At 65.4% G+C, this 15909-nt stretch carries 16 protein-coding genes and 1 pseudogene; 4 read left to right on the forward strand and 13 right to left on the reverse strand.

Translation table 11 applies throughout. The annotated features are described in order from the left end of the window. Positions 1-106: 106 nt before the first annotated feature. Positions 107-997, forward strand: coding sequence for a quinoprotein relay system zinc metallohydrolase 2 (locus NDN16_RS01040; protein ID WP_251111767.1), 891 nt, complete (start codon positions 107-109; stop codon positions 995-997). A 65-nt stretch (positions 998-1062) separates the two neighbouring features. Continuing rightward, a complete protein-coding gene (locus NDN16_RS01045; RefSeq protein WP_251111768.1) occupies positions 1063-1863 on the forward strand; it encodes a quinoprotein dehydrogenase-associated SoxYZ-like carrier in 801 nt (266 codons plus the stop codon). Positions 1864-1870: 7 nt separating this feature from the next. On the opposite strand, the gene NDN16_RS01050 is transcribed toward NDN16_RS01045, so the two are convergent. The 8 genes from NDN16_RS01050 to NDN16_RS01085 all read right to left on the reverse strand — a co-directional run bounded on the left by NDN16_RS01050 (position 1871) and on the right by NDN16_RS01085 (position 9577). After that, the gene (locus NDN16_RS01050) at positions 1871-2203 is read right to left on the reverse strand and encodes a hypothetical protein (RefSeq protein WP_251112073.1); all 333 of its coding nucleotides are present in this window, start codon (positions 2201-2203) and stop codon (positions 1871-1873) included. A 2-nt stretch (positions 2204-2205) separates the two neighbouring features. Next, positions 2206-3177, reverse strand: a complete 972-nt coding sequence (locus NDN16_RS01055) for a beta-propeller fold lactonase family protein (RefSeq protein WP_251111769.1) — start codon at positions 3175-3177, stop codon at positions 2206-2208. Between the two features lie 4 nt (positions 3178-3181). After that, on the reverse strand, positions 3182-3718 hold the full coding sequence (locus tag NDN16_RS01060) for an SRPBCC family protein (protein WP_251111770.1): 537 nt from the start codon (positions 3716-3718) through the stop codon (positions 3182-3184). A 122-nt stretch (positions 3719-3840) separates the two neighbouring features. Next, complete coding sequence (locus tag NDN16_RS01065) at positions 3841-4083, reverse strand: Lrp/AsnC ligand binding domain-containing protein (protein WP_192390048.1); 243 nt, start codon at positions 4081-4083, stop codon at positions 3841-3843. A 63-nt stretch (positions 4084-4146) separates the two neighbouring features. After that, on the reverse strand, positions 4147-4968 hold the full coding sequence (locus tag NDN16_RS01070; RefSeq protein WP_251111771.1) for a ferredoxin--NADP reductase: 822 nt from the start codon (positions 4966-4968) through the stop codon (positions 4147-4149). Between the two features lie 90 nt (positions 4969-5058). After that, complete coding sequence (gene pncB, locus NDN16_RS01075) at positions 5059-6363, reverse strand: nicotinate phosphoribosyltransferase (RefSeq protein ID WP_251111772.1); 1305 nt, start codon at positions 6361-6363, stop codon at positions 5059-5061. A gap of 11 nt (positions 6364-6374) precedes the next feature. Further along, on the reverse strand, positions 6375-7226 hold the full coding sequence (locus NDN16_RS01080) for a sulfite exporter TauE/SafE family protein (RefSeq protein WP_251111773.1): 852 nt from the start codon (positions 7224-7226) through the stop codon (positions 6375-6377). Between the two features lie 86 nt (positions 7227-7312). Beyond that, on the reverse strand, positions 7313-9577 hold the full coding sequence (locus tag NDN16_RS01085) for a FepA family TonB-dependent siderophore receptor (protein ID WP_251111774.1): 2265 nt from the start codon (positions 9575-9577) through the stop codon (positions 7313-7315). 265 nt (positions 9578-9842) lie between these two features. Between NDN16_RS01085 and NDN16_RS01090 the strand changes: the two genes are divergently transcribed. Together NDN16_RS01090 and NDN16_RS21015 are read left to right on the forward strand one after the other, a co-directional pair. Further along, entirely contained in the window at positions 9843-11099 is a 1257-nt protein-coding gene (locus NDN16_RS01090; RefSeq protein ID WP_251111775.1) for a class I SAM-dependent methyltransferase, read from the forward strand. Positions 11100-11105: 6 nt separating this feature from the next. Further along, positions 11106-11330 (forward strand): annotated as a pseudogene (locus NDN16_RS21015) (ATP-binding cassette domain-containing protein); the annotation flags it as partial. Between the two features lie 283 nt (positions 11331-11613). Here the strand turns inward: NDN16_RS21015 and NDN16_RS01100 are convergent. The 5 genes from NDN16_RS01100 to ftsE all read right to left on the reverse strand — a co-directional run bounded on the left by NDN16_RS01100 (position 11614) and on the right by ftsE (position 15773). Further along, complete coding sequence (locus NDN16_RS01100) at positions 11614-12408, reverse strand: SapC family protein (protein ID WP_251111776.1); 795 nt, start codon at positions 12406-12408, stop codon at positions 11614-11616. A gap of 100 nt (positions 12409-12508) precedes the next feature. Next, positions 12509-13309, reverse strand: a complete 801-nt coding sequence (locus NDN16_RS01105) for a lysophospholipid acyltransferase family protein (protein WP_251111777.1) — start codon at positions 13307-13309, stop codon at positions 12509-12511. A 40-nt stretch (positions 13310-13349) separates the two neighbouring features. Further along, a complete protein-coding gene (locus NDN16_RS01110) occupies positions 13350-14042 on the reverse strand; it encodes a YdcF family protein (RefSeq protein WP_251111778.1) in 693 nt (230 codons plus the stop codon). A 77-nt stretch (positions 14043-14119) separates the two neighbouring features. Further along, complete coding sequence (locus NDN16_RS01115; RefSeq protein WP_251111779.1) at positions 14120-15121, reverse strand: cell division protein FtsX; 1002 nt, start codon at positions 15119-15121, stop codon at positions 14120-14122. Beyond that, positions 15114-15773, reverse strand: coding sequence for a cell division ATP-binding protein FtsE (gene ftsE, locus NDN16_RS01120; RefSeq protein ID WP_251111780.1), 660 nt, complete (start codon positions 15771-15773; stop codon positions 15114-15116). Before ftsE ends, NDN16_RS01115 begins: the two co-directional genes overlap by 8 nt. Positions 15774-15909 lie beyond the last annotated feature (136 nt).

The following is a 15909-nucleotide window of genomic DNA, read 5'->3' on the forward strand; positions in this document are numbered from 1 at the left end:
GATCACCTGCGCATCCGCTGGATGGAAAGGTTCTATTATGATCCGCATCCGGAATCCGACATGGATTTTTTCCCGACTTCAAGCAGCACAGGACTTTGCGGCCATCATGATGATCTGCGGCATCGGCATCGCTGTAGCTGCCGAACCCCTTGCCTTCAAGGAGGTCGCGCCAAGCCTCTACGTCCATGTCGGAAATGTTGCGGTGCCGGATAGCGCGAATCTCGGCGACACGTCCAATATCGCCTTCGTCGTCGGAAACGACAGGGTGGCAGTCGTGGATGCAGGCGGTAGCAGGAGCGTCGGGCAAGGCATATTGGCGGCGATACGGGGTGTGACGGACAAGCCGGTCGGCTGGCTGATTCTGACGCACATGCATCCCGACCACGTGGCCGGATCCGGTCCGCTGGTGGACGCGGGCGCAACCGTGATCGCACATTCCGGGTACGAAGCGTCGATGGCGCCGCGCAGGGACTTCTACCGCGATCTTGAGGTTCGGCGGCAGGCAGCTTCTCCGGAGGACTTCTTCTTCCCCGAGCCGGACGAAGGGGTGGAGGGCGACCGGATCATCGACCTCGGCAACAGACGGCTTCGATTGACAGCCTGGCCGGCCGCCCACACCTCCAGCGACCTTACCGTGCTGGACGAGGCGTCCGGAATATTGATCGCCGGCGACCTCGTCTTCGTCGATCATGTGCCGACGCTCGACGGCAGCCTGAAAGGCTGGATCGCGGCGCTGCCGCGCCTGGCAGCCATTCCGGCCCGGCAGGTCGTACCGGGGCATGGCCCTGCCCCCCTGCCTTGGCCGGGCGCACTCGGGGACGAGGCCCGCTACCTTGCGGCATTGGCCCGCGACATCAGGGCGCAGATCGCGTCCGGTGCCTCCATCGGCGCCGCCCAGGCGGGCGCCGCGGCATCCGAACGGGGGCGATGGTCGCTCTTCGACGCATATCACGGCCAGAACGTCTCGGCCGCCTTTACCGAGCTCGAATGGGAATAGCCTTCCCTAACGCACGCAAGCGCGCCACAATGACGATGGGCATCGTCGATCGGGGAGGATCGGACATGGCCGCCATGCCTATGAATCGCCTTTCATGCGCCGTGCTTGCCGCGCTTGTTCTTTGCCTGCCCGTCACGGCACGGGCCGAGTCGACGCAGGCGGCGGACAGTTGGAGCGAGTTGAAGGACGTCATCTTCGGGGATCGGCCCATCGCGGACGATCGCGTCGTCGCGCTGGAAGCGCCGTCCCGGGCCACCGATCCAGCCGTCGTGCCCGTCGTCATCCGGCTGTCCGACGATGCGCAGATCGACCGGCTAACGCTCATCGTCGATGAAAACCCGGCTCCCGTCGCCGCCACCTTCACGCTCGGGCAGGGTACGGGCATCCGCTCCATCGAAACGCGACTGCGGGTCAATGCCTACAGCAATGTGCGCGCCGTCGCCGAGACGGCGGACGGATCCCTGCACGAGTCCGTCGTTTATGTGAAGGCGTCCGGGGGCTGCGCCGCACCGGCGGCCCGAAACCCGGCCGAGGCTGCCGCGACGCTGGGCGAGATGCGGCTGCGACGGCTGGTGGAAGCGGCCAACGGCCAGACGCAGGAAGCGCAACTGATGATCCGGCATCCCAACAATTCGGGGCTGCAGCGCGATCAGATTACGCATCTCTACATCCCGGCGCATTTCGTTTCCGACCTAGAAATCCGCCTGGACGACAGGCCGTTCCTGTCGATGAGCGGCGGCATCAGCATTTCCGAGGATCCGAATTTCCGCTTCCGGTACGATGGGCCGGAGGGTGTGTTCAAGGTGATCGCATCGGACACGGAAGGCCAAACCTTCGCCAGGGTCTTCAGCCCCGGCGAGGGATGACGCCGGTTCAGAAACAACGCACCTCCGCCTCGGCCTGCGCGCGACGCAGATCGCCGATGGCGGCTTTCGCCGGAGCGGACGTGCGGAAGACGACGCCCTTCTCGCCAGTCACCTGCCCCATCGACAGATAGGTGCTCGCCTCGACATAGCGGTCGTAGGGGACGATCGAGGCGACGACGTCGAACGAGCAGGAGCATTGTCGCAGCGCCTGCTGCGTCTGCCCGTTGGTCTGCATGCAGGCGAAAACGTAATCCGCAACGGCCTCGGTGGGATAGTCGTTCGTGGCTGCCTCGGACGGCGCCGCGGCGAGCCCGCAGGCCAGGACGGCGATGAATCGCATGGTCATTCGGGCCTCCCCTGGCCGCTGTCATAGGCGATGAACTTGCCGAAGGCGCGCGGGCCGTCACCGACCGGCACCTCGCCCAGCCTCTGCAGTGTCGCCGCATCGATCTTCATCAGCGTATTGTCGAACCAGTTGACGACGTAGAGCGCGCGTCCGTCCCCGGCAGCCGCGATCCCCTCCGGGTACTCTCCGACATCGACCGTACCGACGGCCTCGAAACTCTCGGCGTCGAACACGCTCAGGGTTGCGCCGTGCTGGTCGGTGGCGAATACGCGGCCTGAGGCGGTGGCCGTCGCGTAGGGCCGGTCACCGACCGGCACGCTCGCCAGAATCGTCAGCGAAGCCACGTCGACGACGCTGATGTCGTTGGAAACGACATTGGCCACGTGTACCCGGCGGCCATCGGGCGAGAACTCGACACCGAAAGGGCGTTCGCCGACAGCGACCGTGCCCACGAGGGACATTCCGCCGGTTTCGAAGATGGAGATGCGGTTGGAATCGCGGTCGGCCGTCACCACCAGCCTGCCGTCCGGAGATACGGCGACACCCGATGGCGAAAGACCGGTCGATACCTCGGCGACGATGCGCCCATCCTGTGGATCGACGACTGACAGTCGATGGGCATACCAGTCCGCGACATAGACCGGCGCGCCCGACGGATGCACCGCGACACCCAGCGGCCCGCCCTTCACCTCGATGCGCCGGGCCACGGCAGCCGCCGCGGTATCGATGACGGTGAGCGTGCCGGACTCCGGGCTGGTCACATAGGCGTGGCGCCCGTCCGGCGGCACGGCGACACCTGCGGGCTTGCCGCCGATGGGAATGGTCGCAACGACACGCATGGACGCCAGGTCCACCACGGACAGGTCATCGCTCGACTGGTTGGTGACATAGGCCGTGTCCGCCCAGGCGGCATTTGCCGTCAGCAGGGCCGCCGCCAGTGCCGCGCACCGAAGGGCCGACGCCGGCATGGGATCAGGACCCGTTTTCCAGACTTGCCTTGAGCCCCTCGGCGACCTTCTCCTGCATGGCGGCCACGGCATCGTTGGCGGCCTTGTCGTTGAGGTTTTCCGGCGGCTCGTTGTTCGGGTAGCCCCGGTAATAGGCGCTGCGGATCTCGATCTCGGACTTGTCGCCGCCGGCCGCGGGCTTCACCGTCAGGAACTCGCTGTAATTCGTCACGGGCAGGATCGCCGTATCCACCTCCGGCATCTGGATCTGGTAGCTCATGCGCCCGGCATCATACTTGTAAAGCTCCTGGCGCAGCACGCCGCCATCCTTCAACGTCACTTCGCGCACGCTTTTTACTGCGTTTCCCGGCTCGGCCTTCACCGAGGCGACCAGGGGATTCCACGAGAGATCGTCGAAATTGCCGATCCTTTGCCAGACGGCGGCCGGAGCCATATCGACTTCGATGGTGGTGGCATGCTTCTGCCGCGACGGGCCATGCGCCAGGGCAATCCCCGGCAGGACCGTCAGGGCCAATGTCAACGCGACGAAGCTACGTGTCACGCTATCCTCCCTCACGACGCAACGGTGTCCGGCAGGAACGCTATGACGTCCGCCCTGTCATGGGAAGGCCGAGGGGCGCGCGGAGACGATATCGGGAAGATTTCCCGAGCGACCGGGGAAATTTACCGGAACGCCTTGAAGGCGACGGTGGTGAAGGTGTCCGACACGCCATCCACGGTCTGCAGCCGCTCCGTGACGAAATGTCCCGTATCGCTGTCCGGGTCGAGATAGAATTTGGCGATCAGGTCGAACTGGCCGGACGTGGAATAGACCTCCGACAGTTCCTCCACTGTCTCGACCAGGGCTTCGGCCACCGCATAGGCCCGGCCCGGCCGGCACTTGAACTGAACGAAGATGGCGCGCACGGCGTGCCCCCGAGGAAAGCGTTGCGGACAGGGGCGCGATGGACGGCGCCCTGTCCCTTGCTATCAATCGACGAAGGCGCGTTCAACCACATAGGTGGCGGGCTTGTTGTTGGCCCCTTCCTCGAGGCCAGCCTTTTCCAGGAGCGCCGCCGTATCCTTCAGCATCGCCATGGAGCCGCAGATCATCGCACGGTCGATGTCCGGGTCCAGCGGCGGCAGGCCGAGGCTGGAGAACAGCGAGCCGTTCTCGATCATGGTCGTGATGCGCTCGCCGCGCGGCTCGCCCTCGCGGGTCGCCGACCCATGATAGAGAAGCTTGTCCCCGACGATCTCGGACAGGATCTCGTCCTCTGCGACGGAAGCCACGAGATCCTTGCCGTATTGCAGTTCAGCAGTCTCGCGGGTCGTGTGCGTCAGGATGACCTTCTCGAACTTCTCATAGGTCTCGGGATCGCGGATGATGCCGGCAAAGGGCGCGATGCCGGTGCCGGTCGAAAACAGGTACAGACGCCGCCCCGGAATGAGCGCGTCGAGCACGAGTGTCCCCGTCGGCTTCTTGCGCATCAGCACGGTATCGCCCGGCCTGATCTTCTGCAGATGCTCGGTCAGCGGGCCGCCGGGCACCTTGATGGAGAAGAACTCCAGCTCCTCGTCCCAGGACGGGCTGGCGATGGAATAGGCGCGGAAGACAGGCTTCTCGGCGTTGGGCAGGCCGATCATGGCGAACTCGCCCGTCCGGAACCGGAAGCTGGCCGGCCGCGTCATGCGGAAGCGGAACAGGCTGTCGGTATAGTGGTGGACGTCCGTCACCGTCTCGGCAAAGACGTTCGCGGGCACAGGAAACACCGGCTGCGCTTCATCCTGCGGCTTGACGATAGCGTTCATGTCGATCGGCCTTTGGCGTTATTGGGACGTTCTGGCGGCATACGGGGCGTTCATGCCGCAGAAAGCGTCCCATTGCGAGAAAGAATTTTCTCAAACTTCCACCTTGCGTGGAATGGCCCCTTCGGTTCCGAAGACGCGGCGATACCGCTCGATTTCGGACGGCAGCCCCGTCGCCTTGGCCGGGTTGTCCGAGAGCTTCACCGCCGGCCGGCCGGCCGCGTCCTTGACCTTGCAGACGAGCGAAATGGGCTTCAGCCCGTTGGTCGGCTCGGGCGCGACGCCCCTGAAATCGTTGGTCAGGTTCGTTCCCCAACCGAAGCTCATGCGGACGCGGCCATGGAAATGGCGGTAGGTTTCCTCGATGGTCTCGATGTCGAGCCCATCGGAGAACACCAGCAACCGCTCGCGCGGATCGACCCCGCGTCGCCGCCACCAGTCCATGATCGCCTCTCCGCCCTCGACGGGCGGCGCGGAATCGGGACGAAAGCCGGTCCAGCCGGCCACCCAGTCCGGGGCGTTGTCCAGGAAGGAGCGCGTTCCGAACGTGTCGGGCAGCACGACCAGGAGGTTTCCGTCGTACCAGTCCTGCCACTCCCGCATCATGCGGTAGGGCGCGTCGCGAAGGGCGTCGTCGTCCTGCGAAAGTGCGGCGGCCACCATCGGCAGTTCGTGCGCGTTGGTGCCGATCGCCTCAAGGTCCGTTTCCATGGCCAGAAGCACGTTGCTGGAGCCGGAAAAGCGGCTGCCGAGCTTTTCCTTCAGGGCTTCCACGCACCAGCGCTGCCACAGGAAGGAGTGGCGTCGGCGGGTGCCGAAATCCGAGATGCGGATATCGGGAAGCTCGGCCAGCCGCTCGACCTTTTCCCACATCTTGGTCTTGGCGCGCGCGTAGAGCACGTCCAGCTCGAAGCGCTTGAAGCCCCGCATTGCCGCACGCGACCGCAGTTCGTTGATGATGGCGAGCGCGGGAATCTCCCACATCATCGTATGCGTCCAGGGCCCGTGGAACTGCAGCTCGTACTGGCCGTCGCGCCGGCTGAGATCGTAGGGCGGCAGTTCGAACCCGCTCAGCCATTCCAGGAAATCGGGACGGAATATCTGCGACTTGCCGTAGAAGCTGTTGCCGGCCAGCCAGATCATCTCACGCTTGGAAAAGCGGATCGTGCGCGCATGGTCCAGTTGGGCGCGCAACTCCGCCTCGTCGATCTCGTCGGCGATGCGCACCGAGGCCGTCCGGTTGATCAGCTCGAACGTCACCTGCGTATCGCGATAGCGACCCCAGATGAGCTGCAGCATCAGGAGCTTGTAGAAATCGGTATCGAGAAGGCTCCGGATGATCGGATCCAGCTTGAACGTATGGTTCCAGACGCGCGTTGCGATATCGATCGCGACCATCGAGATTGACCTCAGGCGAAAAGCGAATAGGCGAAGCGCGCGCAGATCAGCAGCAGGAATACGCCGAAGGCCATTTCCAGCCGCTTCTTGTCCAGCCTGTGGGCCAGCGCGGCGCCCATCGGCGCGGTGATGACGCTGGTGACCGAAAACAGCGCGAAGCCGATCACCGAGACGTAGCCGAAGGCGAGCGGCGGTTGCAGCGCCGCAACGCCGGGGTACTGCGCCGCCGCCGGCCAGCCGGCATAGATGTAGCCGATCGTTCCGGGAATGGAAATGATGACGCCCAGCCCCGACGACGTCGCCACCGCCTGGTGGATGGGCCGGCTGTAGAAGGTCATGAAGAGCGACGAAAGCTGCCCCCCGCCGATGCCCATCAGGGCCGACAGGATGCCGATGATCCAGCCATAGACCACCATTACGACCCGGCCGGGCATATCGAGGCCGAGACGCCAGCTTTCCCGGCCGAACAGCAGCTTGACTGCCGATATGCCCGCCACGACGATGAAGACGATCTTGAACAGGTCGGCCGGTGCGTAGCGGGCGATGAAGCTTCCGGCGGCGACGCCCAGCACGACCGGTACGGCCCATACCTTCAGGATGGACATGTCGACCGCGCCGCGCCGCCGGTGCGCGCTGAAGGAGCGGATGGAAGTGGGGATGATGATGGCGAGCGAGGTGCCGATGCAGAGCGGCATGCGCACGTCTTCCGGAACGCCTAGGATACGGAAGAGCTCATAGAGGATCGGCACCGCGACCGCGCCCCCGCCGACGCCGAACACCCCGGCCAGCAAGCCGGTGACGGCCCCCCCGGCCAGAAGCGCCGCGGCGAGCCAGATCGCCTCCCCCATTGCGATATCGATCATGTCGTCTCCCCTCGTGCTCCCCACTCATAGGTGTGGGGAACACGGAAGCACAAGGTTTGCGCGCGGATATTTCGCCGCGCGCCCTCTCAGAAGGTCGTGCTGACCCTGAGGTAGAAGGAGCGGCCGGGTTCGTTGAAGGTCGCCGCACCGGCCGAGGTGCCGCTGCCCTTGCGGAACAGCCGTTCGTCGAAGATGTTGCTGACGCCGGCGCCGATCCGCAATTGCTCGTTAGCCTGGAAGTCCAGGTTGAAGCCGACCAGCGTGTAGGGATCGAGGTCGTCGGTATTGCCCGCAAGGCTGCCGGTGGTGACGTTTCGGTAGGGCGCTTCCGTCTTGCCGTAATGGGTCAGCGTCAATGCCGTGAACAGGCGCTCGGTAGCCTGCCACTCCAGCGCGGTATTGATCGTGTATTCCGGCACGAGGGACAGCGGATTGCCGGTTTCCTTGTCCTCTGATTCCAGCATGTAGGTGGCGTTGGTGCGCCAGTTCACATTGTCCAGGAGAGGCACGAGCAGGTTGCCCTCGAGGCCGGACAGCACGGCCTTCGGCGTGTTGTCCCACTGGAAGAGCTGGGCGCGGCCCAGAACCCCGACCGGCACGACACCGGCCGTGATGCGATCCTTGTAGTCGTTGTGGAAATAGGTCAGGCCCGCCTGCCAGCCGGTCTCGTTGATGTAGTTGATACCGATTTCCTTGTTGACGCTCGTCTCGGCCTTCAGGTCCGGATTGCCGATGACGTAGCAGCCGAGTCCGAGCGACGGAAAGTTGAAGGGGCAGCCGTTGCCCATCGTGTAATAGACGTAGTTCTCGTTAAGCTGGTACAGGTTGGGCGCCTTGAAGGCGCGGGCGATACCCGCCTTCAGCGAAATCTCGTCCGTCAGGTCGTAGGAAGCGTTCAGGCTGGGGCTGGCATTGCCGCCGAACTCGCTGTGATAATCGCCGCGGATACCCGGCGTCAGCACCAGCTTGTCGGTGACGTAGATATTGTCCTCGAGATACAGGCCGTAGAGCTGCGCGTCGATCTTCGAGTCGCGGTCGGCCGGATTGGACGGGACGCCCGGGATGGTCACGCCGCCGGTGATCGCCTGTCGGAGCGAAACCGGGTCGTCCATGTATTCGCCGCGGAATTCGGCGCCCACCGTGACGTTCTGGTCGAAGTGATAGGTGAAGGGAATGTTGAATTCCGACTTCGCCGCCCAGTTGTCGAGCGTGATCGTGCCCTTCTCCAGGCTGCTGCTGATCGCGCCTTCGCCACTTCCGGCCGTTCCCTCCAGGAAGCGGTTGTTGCGGGTATTCTCCCATTGCAGATAGGAGTTCGAGGTGCCGAACTCGTAATTGCCGCGATGGGTCAGCGCCAGCGTGGTGCGGTAGAGCGTGTTGGTCTCCTCGCCCTGGCCGGCCAGCTCCTCGATCACGTCGTTGGTGCCGGCCAATTGGCGGTCGCCGGTGAAGATGTTGCCCTGCCGGCTGTAAGCCGCCTCGAACTCGAACTCGTTGGACTCGTTCGCGTACCAGGTGAGTACGCCGCGCACGTCCTTGTTGACGACACCCTCGCGACCGGCCGGGATATCGGTCGGCAGCAGCGCCGCGTCGGCGTTGATAGCCGGGTCGTCCGCGTCCGTCTTGCTGTAGCTGCCATAGACCCGATAGGCGAAATCCTGCCCGAGGGGTCCGCCTGCGAAGACGTTGCCCCGGAACGTCTTGCCCTCTTCCGAGTGCTGCGGAATGTTGACGTAGCTCGAAACGGTGACGCTCTGCTCGGCCGGGCGCTTGGTGATGATGTTCACGACGCCGCCGGCGGCACCGGAGCCGTAGCGCGCGGCGGCCGGGCCGCGCAGCACCTCGATGCGCTCGACCGCCTCGGGCGGCACCCAGTTCGAGTCGCCGCGCGTGTCGCGCTCGCCGGAACGGCCGTATCGGATGGCATTGCGCGACAGGACGGGCTTGCCATCGATCAGGATCAGCGTGTTCTCCGGCCCCATGCCACGAATGTCGATCTGGCGGTTGTTGCCGCGCACGCCCGAGGCCGAGTTGCCGGTGAGGTTCACGCCCGGCTGCCTGCGGATGATGTCCGACAGATCGTTGACCGGCGGCCGATGGTCGATATCGGTGGCGCTGATGATCGAAACGCCTGGCGCCTGCTTGAGCTGCTCATCTGCGGACAACACCAGCACCTCGTCCAGCGCGACGGCCTCGCCCGCCGGAAGCACGCTTTCGCCCTCTTCGATCTGCTCCTGCGCGACGGCGCCTTCCTGGGCAACGGCGTGGCCGACCGGCACGGAAAGGGCGACGAGCAGCCCGATGGCGGTACCGGAACGGAGGATGGCTCGGTTGGAAGGAGTGCGCGACAAGGTGGAATCTCCAAAGGCAGGCCGTTTCCCGGCTTTTGGGAGAAACCGGAAATCGGATGAGGAACTGGAATGGAAAACCGTGGCGCTGGCGGCGGCTACTGCCCGGACTTTCAGGTTCATCTTCATGTGACACAGGACTCCGAAACCGAAAAGTGGAATCGGCGAGTCAACTATTGCAACTCACAGTGAGTGATGCCAAAAGGCAACATTGTCGGTTGCGCATCGTTGGCCGGCAGGGGTTCGGACGGGATTGGAGGGCGTTGCAATGTTGCCCCACACGCAAGCCTATATCGACACCGCCTGGCGCGAGACGTCGCCCGGATGGCTTCTGGCGGTCGTCGCCATGCTTGGGTTCCGCCGCCCGGCCCCGGGGCCGATCGCCATTTGCGATCTCGCTTGCGGCACAGGCTATTCGGCTGCGCTGACGGCGGCATCGATGCCGTCGGCGCGTGTCGACGGCTTCGATGCCGATGCGGGCCATATCGCAGCGGCCGGACGCCTGGCGAAAAGCGCCGGCATCAACAATATCCGCTTCGAAACCGCCGATATCCGGGTGCTCGCGGCAGATCCGCCCCGGACCTACGATCTCGTCATCGTGCATGGCGTCTTGTCCTGGGTACGACCGGATGTCCGGGAGGCTATTTTCCGGTTCGCCGGTACGGCGCTCAAGGATGGGGGCATCGCCTATCTGCATTATGCCTGCCAGCCGGGCGCCTCCACCTTCTCTGTCCTCAATGCCGCCATGCGGGCCGCCGCGCCCGGTGGCACGCCGATGGAGCGCCTCGAAAAGGCCAGGCCGGTGCTGGAGCGCATGCGCCACGGAGCGGGCCTGTTCATCGCCCATCCGCAAGCCGGGACATCGTGGGACAGCCTGACGAAGCAGCCGGACGCCTATGTCGCGCACGAACTGGCGGGCGACACGTTCGAGCCGCTGTCGAGCGGCGACGTGATTGCGGCGATGGCGGCGCGCGGATGTACCTTCGCGGGCAGCGCCACAGCCATCGAGAACGTCGACCGCATGTCCCTGCCGGAGGATTGCGTCGCCGCACTGGACGGCGTCGACGAGCCCCACTTCCGTGAGGTGTTGAAAGACATCGCCCGGGACCAGGCTTTGCGCCGCGATATCTACGTGAAGAACGGCCGGCCCCTGACGCCGCAGGCGCATGTGGATGCGCTGCGCGGCCTGCGCTTCCGTCGCATGGCGGATGTCGCCGGCGGCGCCGTCACGATCCAGACCCGGATGGGGCCGGTGGAGGGCGCCGCCGCGATCTTCGCCCCGCTTCTCGACGCCTTTTCGGCAGGCGACCGCGCCTTCGACGAGCTGGAGAAAATCCCGCCATTTTCCGGCAGGCCCGGCCTTCTCAACCAATCGCTGGTGCTGCTGATGGAAGGAGGCCTGGTGCGGCCGGTCTGGACCGGCGCGGACAAGGCAGGCGCCGAAGCCTTCAACCGCGCCGTTTCCGGCTCCGCGACCGCTCCGGCAGAGGCCGATGCGGAACTGATGGGGCCACGCCCGCTTTAGAGCGCCGTGCGTCCGTTCGGACGCACAAAGGTCGCTCCAAAGCTTTTCGTCGGGCCTCCGGCGATCGGGTACGACTGGACCTTGGAGGGCCGCGTCGGTACCGCCCTTATGCAGGCCGGGCTTCCCGATCTAGCACCGGATCGTCGCCTACGAACCCTGTCGGGAGGTGAGCAAACGCGTGTCGGCATCGCTCGTCTCGTCATCGAGGCACCGGACCTCCTGCTTCTGGACGAGCCAGCGAACAATCTCGACGCTGCCGGTCGTGCCGCGATCCGATCCCTCGTGCGGGACTGGCGTGGCGGCGTTCTCCAGCACGTTGGGTTGCTGGATCCCGAGGGCAGCATTCTGGACAACATCCGCCGAATGCACCCGGATGCCAAGGATGAGGAAACCTATGCCCTTTATGCCAGGTTCGGCTTTCGCAACCGTGATGCGACGCGCGTCGTCGGCACGCTTTCCGGCGGCGAGCGCCTTAGAGCGGGTCGGATTCGATCGGGTCTTCGCGGTTTGATGCTCAGGCAGCGCGCGAGCGCCCCGTCGGGCTGTATCGATGGGCCATCTGGGAAAGGCCGTGCCAGTTGTGGCGCGATACGATGGACAGGACGATCGGCTCGAGCCAGCCTCGACGGGCGAATTCGCCCAGCAGCGCCGCCGGAAGGGCGTTCAATGCGCCCTCGTCGACTGCCAGGAGATCGTCGCGGAGCGCCTGTCCGGCATCTCCCACGCCCGGAGCAGTGCAAGGCGTCAGAACGCCCGCCTCGGCAAGCGCCTGCCCCAGCTCGGCGGAATCCGCAAGGCTCCGCTCCGCGAGCTGGCTGCGGATGACCGACGATTTTCCGAAGGATGACAATCCGCCGGATGGGTCGAAGATGGGGTCGATGTCCTCGTCCACGCCGGGCCGCATCTGGACGAGGCGTCCGCTGGAGAAGTCGGCGTAAAGCCGGATCTTGCCGTTATTCCCCGCCAACGCGGCCAAGGGGTATCGGCTGAGGCAAGCCGGCACATGATGGTCTCGCCGCCATCCGCCAAGCGCATCGACGAACAGGTTGCGCCCCTTTTCGAGCGCCAGGACCGCAACGGGCGCGGGATTATTACCCGTGGTGAAGCAGATGGGATAGCAGCGCATCGCCGCACCGAACTCGCCCAGAGCCAGTGGCGCCGTCGCAATGGTCGCGGCGAAGCGCAGATTGCCGCTCCGGCGCACGCCAAGGGTGGAATGCCGATCCAGGCTCAGAACCCGCGGCTCGGCGAACCATGCGGGCAATGTCGGCGCCCGGTCGGGAAATGACAGAAAATCCGCATATGCCATCGGCTCACCCCTTGCCCGGCGTTGCTCCGCCGTGGAAGGGCGGATCATATAAACGTCATCATGCAGAATTTTTCGTTTATGCGCCATTCCACCGAAAGACTCAAGCTTCGGCGTTACCGGCGGCAACACCATCCTGCCGCAGCCGGCTTGCCACAAGCTTGCTCATCGGCAATCCGGGTTGCTCCTCATAGGCCAGCCGGATCAGCTCGATGGTCCTCTCCTCGATCTCGTCCGTCAGGCGCGCCAGGAAGTCCGCGCGGTCCAGGCCCGGCTCGATGGGCGGTAGGAACTGTGCGCGGATGGTGCCCGGCCGGCGATAGAAGGCCTGGCGCGGCCAGAACAATCCGGAATTGAGCGCAACCGGCGTTACCGGGACATGCGTCGCATTGTAGAGGAAGTGGATGCCTGGCCGGTAGTTCGGCGCGGCGCCGGGGGCACTGCGCGTACCTTCCGGAAAGATGACGATCTGCCGCCCCGCGGCCATCGCCGCCCGTACATCCTCCAGCATGCTGGCCAGGACGGCGCCGCGACGGCTGCGGTCCACCGGGATCATGCCCATGCGCCGGCAATAGGCCCCGAAGACGGGAATGGCCATCAGTTCCTTCTTCAGGATGAAGGTCGGGCGGTCGAGCTGGGGGACCAGTGCAAAGGTTTCCCAAAAGGACTGGTGCTTGGAGGCGATGATGGTTGCGCCGGCCGGCAGATGCTCCTGCCCGGTGATCTCCGATCTCGTGCCGGCAACCCGGTGCAGAAGCCAGAGCGAGGACCGCGCCCAGTTCTTGACGATCCGCCAGCAGGTCCGCTCTGGCAGGAAGAAGAAGACCGGGGAGAAGAGCAGAAGCTGGCCGATCAGGTTGGCGTAGAACAGGAACTGGAACGCAAGGGAGCGCAGGGCGATCATCTATGTGGCAGTCCCGCTTGTATCTCGAATGGCCGGCGCTTCAACCGTGGCCGGAATGGGCCTGCGACGTCACGCGCTGCCCCAGCGTATCGACGATGTCGAACCCCGTTGCAAGACGCGCGCGCGCCGCAAGCACCTTGACGTATTCGCGCAGAAGCAGCCTGAAGCCCAGCCTGGTCGGGAAACCGTCGGCGCGCCACAACTTCTGCGGCGAGACGGGATAGGGTACGATCTCCGGCGCGCCGGAGACGCCGCCAAGTTCGGTCAACGCCCTCGGAATATGATAGTCGCTCGTCACCAGCGCGATCCGATCGATATCGTGCGACCTTGCCCATTCCACCGTCATTCGGGCGTTGCCGATCGTGTCGAGCGCGGCATAGTCGAGGTCGACGCAGCACTGGAACAACTCCTGGTCGCCGCCGGTGATGCGCGCGAGCGTCGACAGGCTGGTTCCCGGATTGACGCCGCTGATCAGCAACCGCTGGCCGCTGTCCTTCGTCAGGAGGTCCACCGCCTGCTGAAGCCGCATCTCGCCCCCGGTCAGCACAACGATGCCGCCGACATCGGCGATCGACGCCGGCGCCCGCAGGCTTGCCACGTCGTTGGCGAAGCGCAGGAAGCCGCCGGCCAGATAGGAGGCAAGGCCGAGGATCGCCAGCAGCAGAAGCAGGCCGAGGCGCATCCCGGGCCGTAAACCGCCCATGCGCCCTGCCCTGTCTCTTTCTGCCTGCATCTGCTTGCCTGCGTGCACTGTCCGATCCGTACATATGAGCAAGGAACTATGCCCGAGCCTTGCGGTTTCCAAGCCGCTTACGCCGTGCCGGCGGGTGACAATATGTCCATCTCCGAAAGTTGCGCACGCACGGTGAAGCGCGACGTGAGCGCCGTCAACAGCGCGGCGGCGAACGCCAGGAGCGCGATGGCGACGTAACCCCATGGCCCCAGGCTGAAGGTTCCGAACAGGGCTCGAAGCTGGTCGCCCTCGGCCGAGACCGAGCCCGGGGCCGCATACCAGCCTGCCAGCGCGAAGATGCCCAACGCCGTCAGCCCCCCGATGGCGCCCCCGATCAGTCCGAGCCGCAGGAAGTGACGCTGGAACTCGGCCGCGATGAAGCCATGCCGGGCTCCCACGAAATGCAGCACCTCTATGATGTGGCGGTTGCCGGCCATGGCCCCCCGCGTGGCGAACACCACCGTCAGGACGGCCGCGACGACGACCAGCGCCAGTATGGCGATGCCGGCCAGCACGGTGGCCTCCGCCATGGCGACGAGACGCGACATCCACATGCGATGATCGTCCAGCGTCGCCTGCGGCACCGCACGCTCCACCGCCTCGCGCAGCGCGTCGAAATCCGGCGGCGATGCGGGGTCTATTTCCACCGCGATCATGCGCGGCATGGGCAGGCCGGCCACGTCCAGTCCGCCCAGCCAGGGCCGCAGCATCGCCGCGGCCTCGTCCTCTCCGACAGGTATGGCGGCCGTCACGCCGGGCGTCGAGAGCGCCAGCAGCTGCAACTCGCCGATCGCGGCCTGCATGTCGAGGCCGGGCTCCGGCTCGATCTGGATCGTCGCCTCGCGCGCGATGTCGTCGCGCCATGCCCGCGCCGTGTCCGAGATCATCAGGACGCCGCCGAGCGTCAGGCTGGCAAGGAAGGTCATGATGGCGATGACGGCCATCAGCGCCGTGCTCGTCACGTTGCGCGCCGGTACGATCGGTACCGGGCGCCTTGCGGCCGATCGCCGCGCAAGTGCGGACAACCGCCGCGACAGCGTCCCGATGCCGAGCACGAGGCGTTCGCGCAGCTCAGTCATGGATGCTCATCCGTCCGTCCGCCAGCACCAGCCGACGGGCCGGCGCCTGCTCCATCAGGCTCACATCGTGCGTGGCGATGACGACCGAGGTACCCAGCCTGTGCATCTCCTGAAACAGGCGCAACAGCCGGCGCGCCAGCGGCGGATCGACATTGCCGGTCGGTTCGTCCGCCAACAGGAGGTCCGGCCGGTCGATCAGCGCGCGAGCGATCGCGGCCCGCTGCTTCTCGCCACCGGACAGGACGATGGGCGGTGCGTCCATGCGGTCGCCGAGGCCGACCCAGCGCAGTAGCTCCACGACGTCCTGCCGGTAGGAGGCCTCCTCCCGCCCGCGTACGCGCAGCGGAAGCGCCACGTTTTCGTAGGTGGTCAGATGGTCGAGAAGCCGGAAATCCTGGAAGACGATGCCGATCCGCCGCCGCAGCTCCGGCAACTCGTCGCGGCGCATGGTGGCCGCGTCGCGCCCCATCACCTTCACCATGCCGCGCGTCGGCCGCAGGGCCAGGAACAGCATGCGCATCAGGCTCGTCTTGCCGGCGCCGGATGGGCCGCACAGGAACTGGAACGACTGGGCGTCGATCCGGAAGCTGAGGTCGCGCAGAACCTCCGGCCCCATGTCGTATCTGAGCCCAACATTCTCGAACCTGATCAAGAGTCCTGTCCCTCCGCCGCCGATGCCGTGGTGACGGCCGGGCATGACGCTACCGGGAGTGTGACGTCAATTCCTTTACCGTTCATTAACCACACCTCGTCAACCTTTTGGCAATCGTCTTTTGAAGCCGGAGAGG

The sequence above is a fragment of the Aureimonas altamirensis genome, assembly GCF_023702225.1.
GTDB classification, from domain to species: domain Bacteria; phylum Pseudomonadota; class Alphaproteobacteria; order Rhizobiales; family Rhizobiaceae; genus Aureimonas; species Aureimonas altamirensis_B.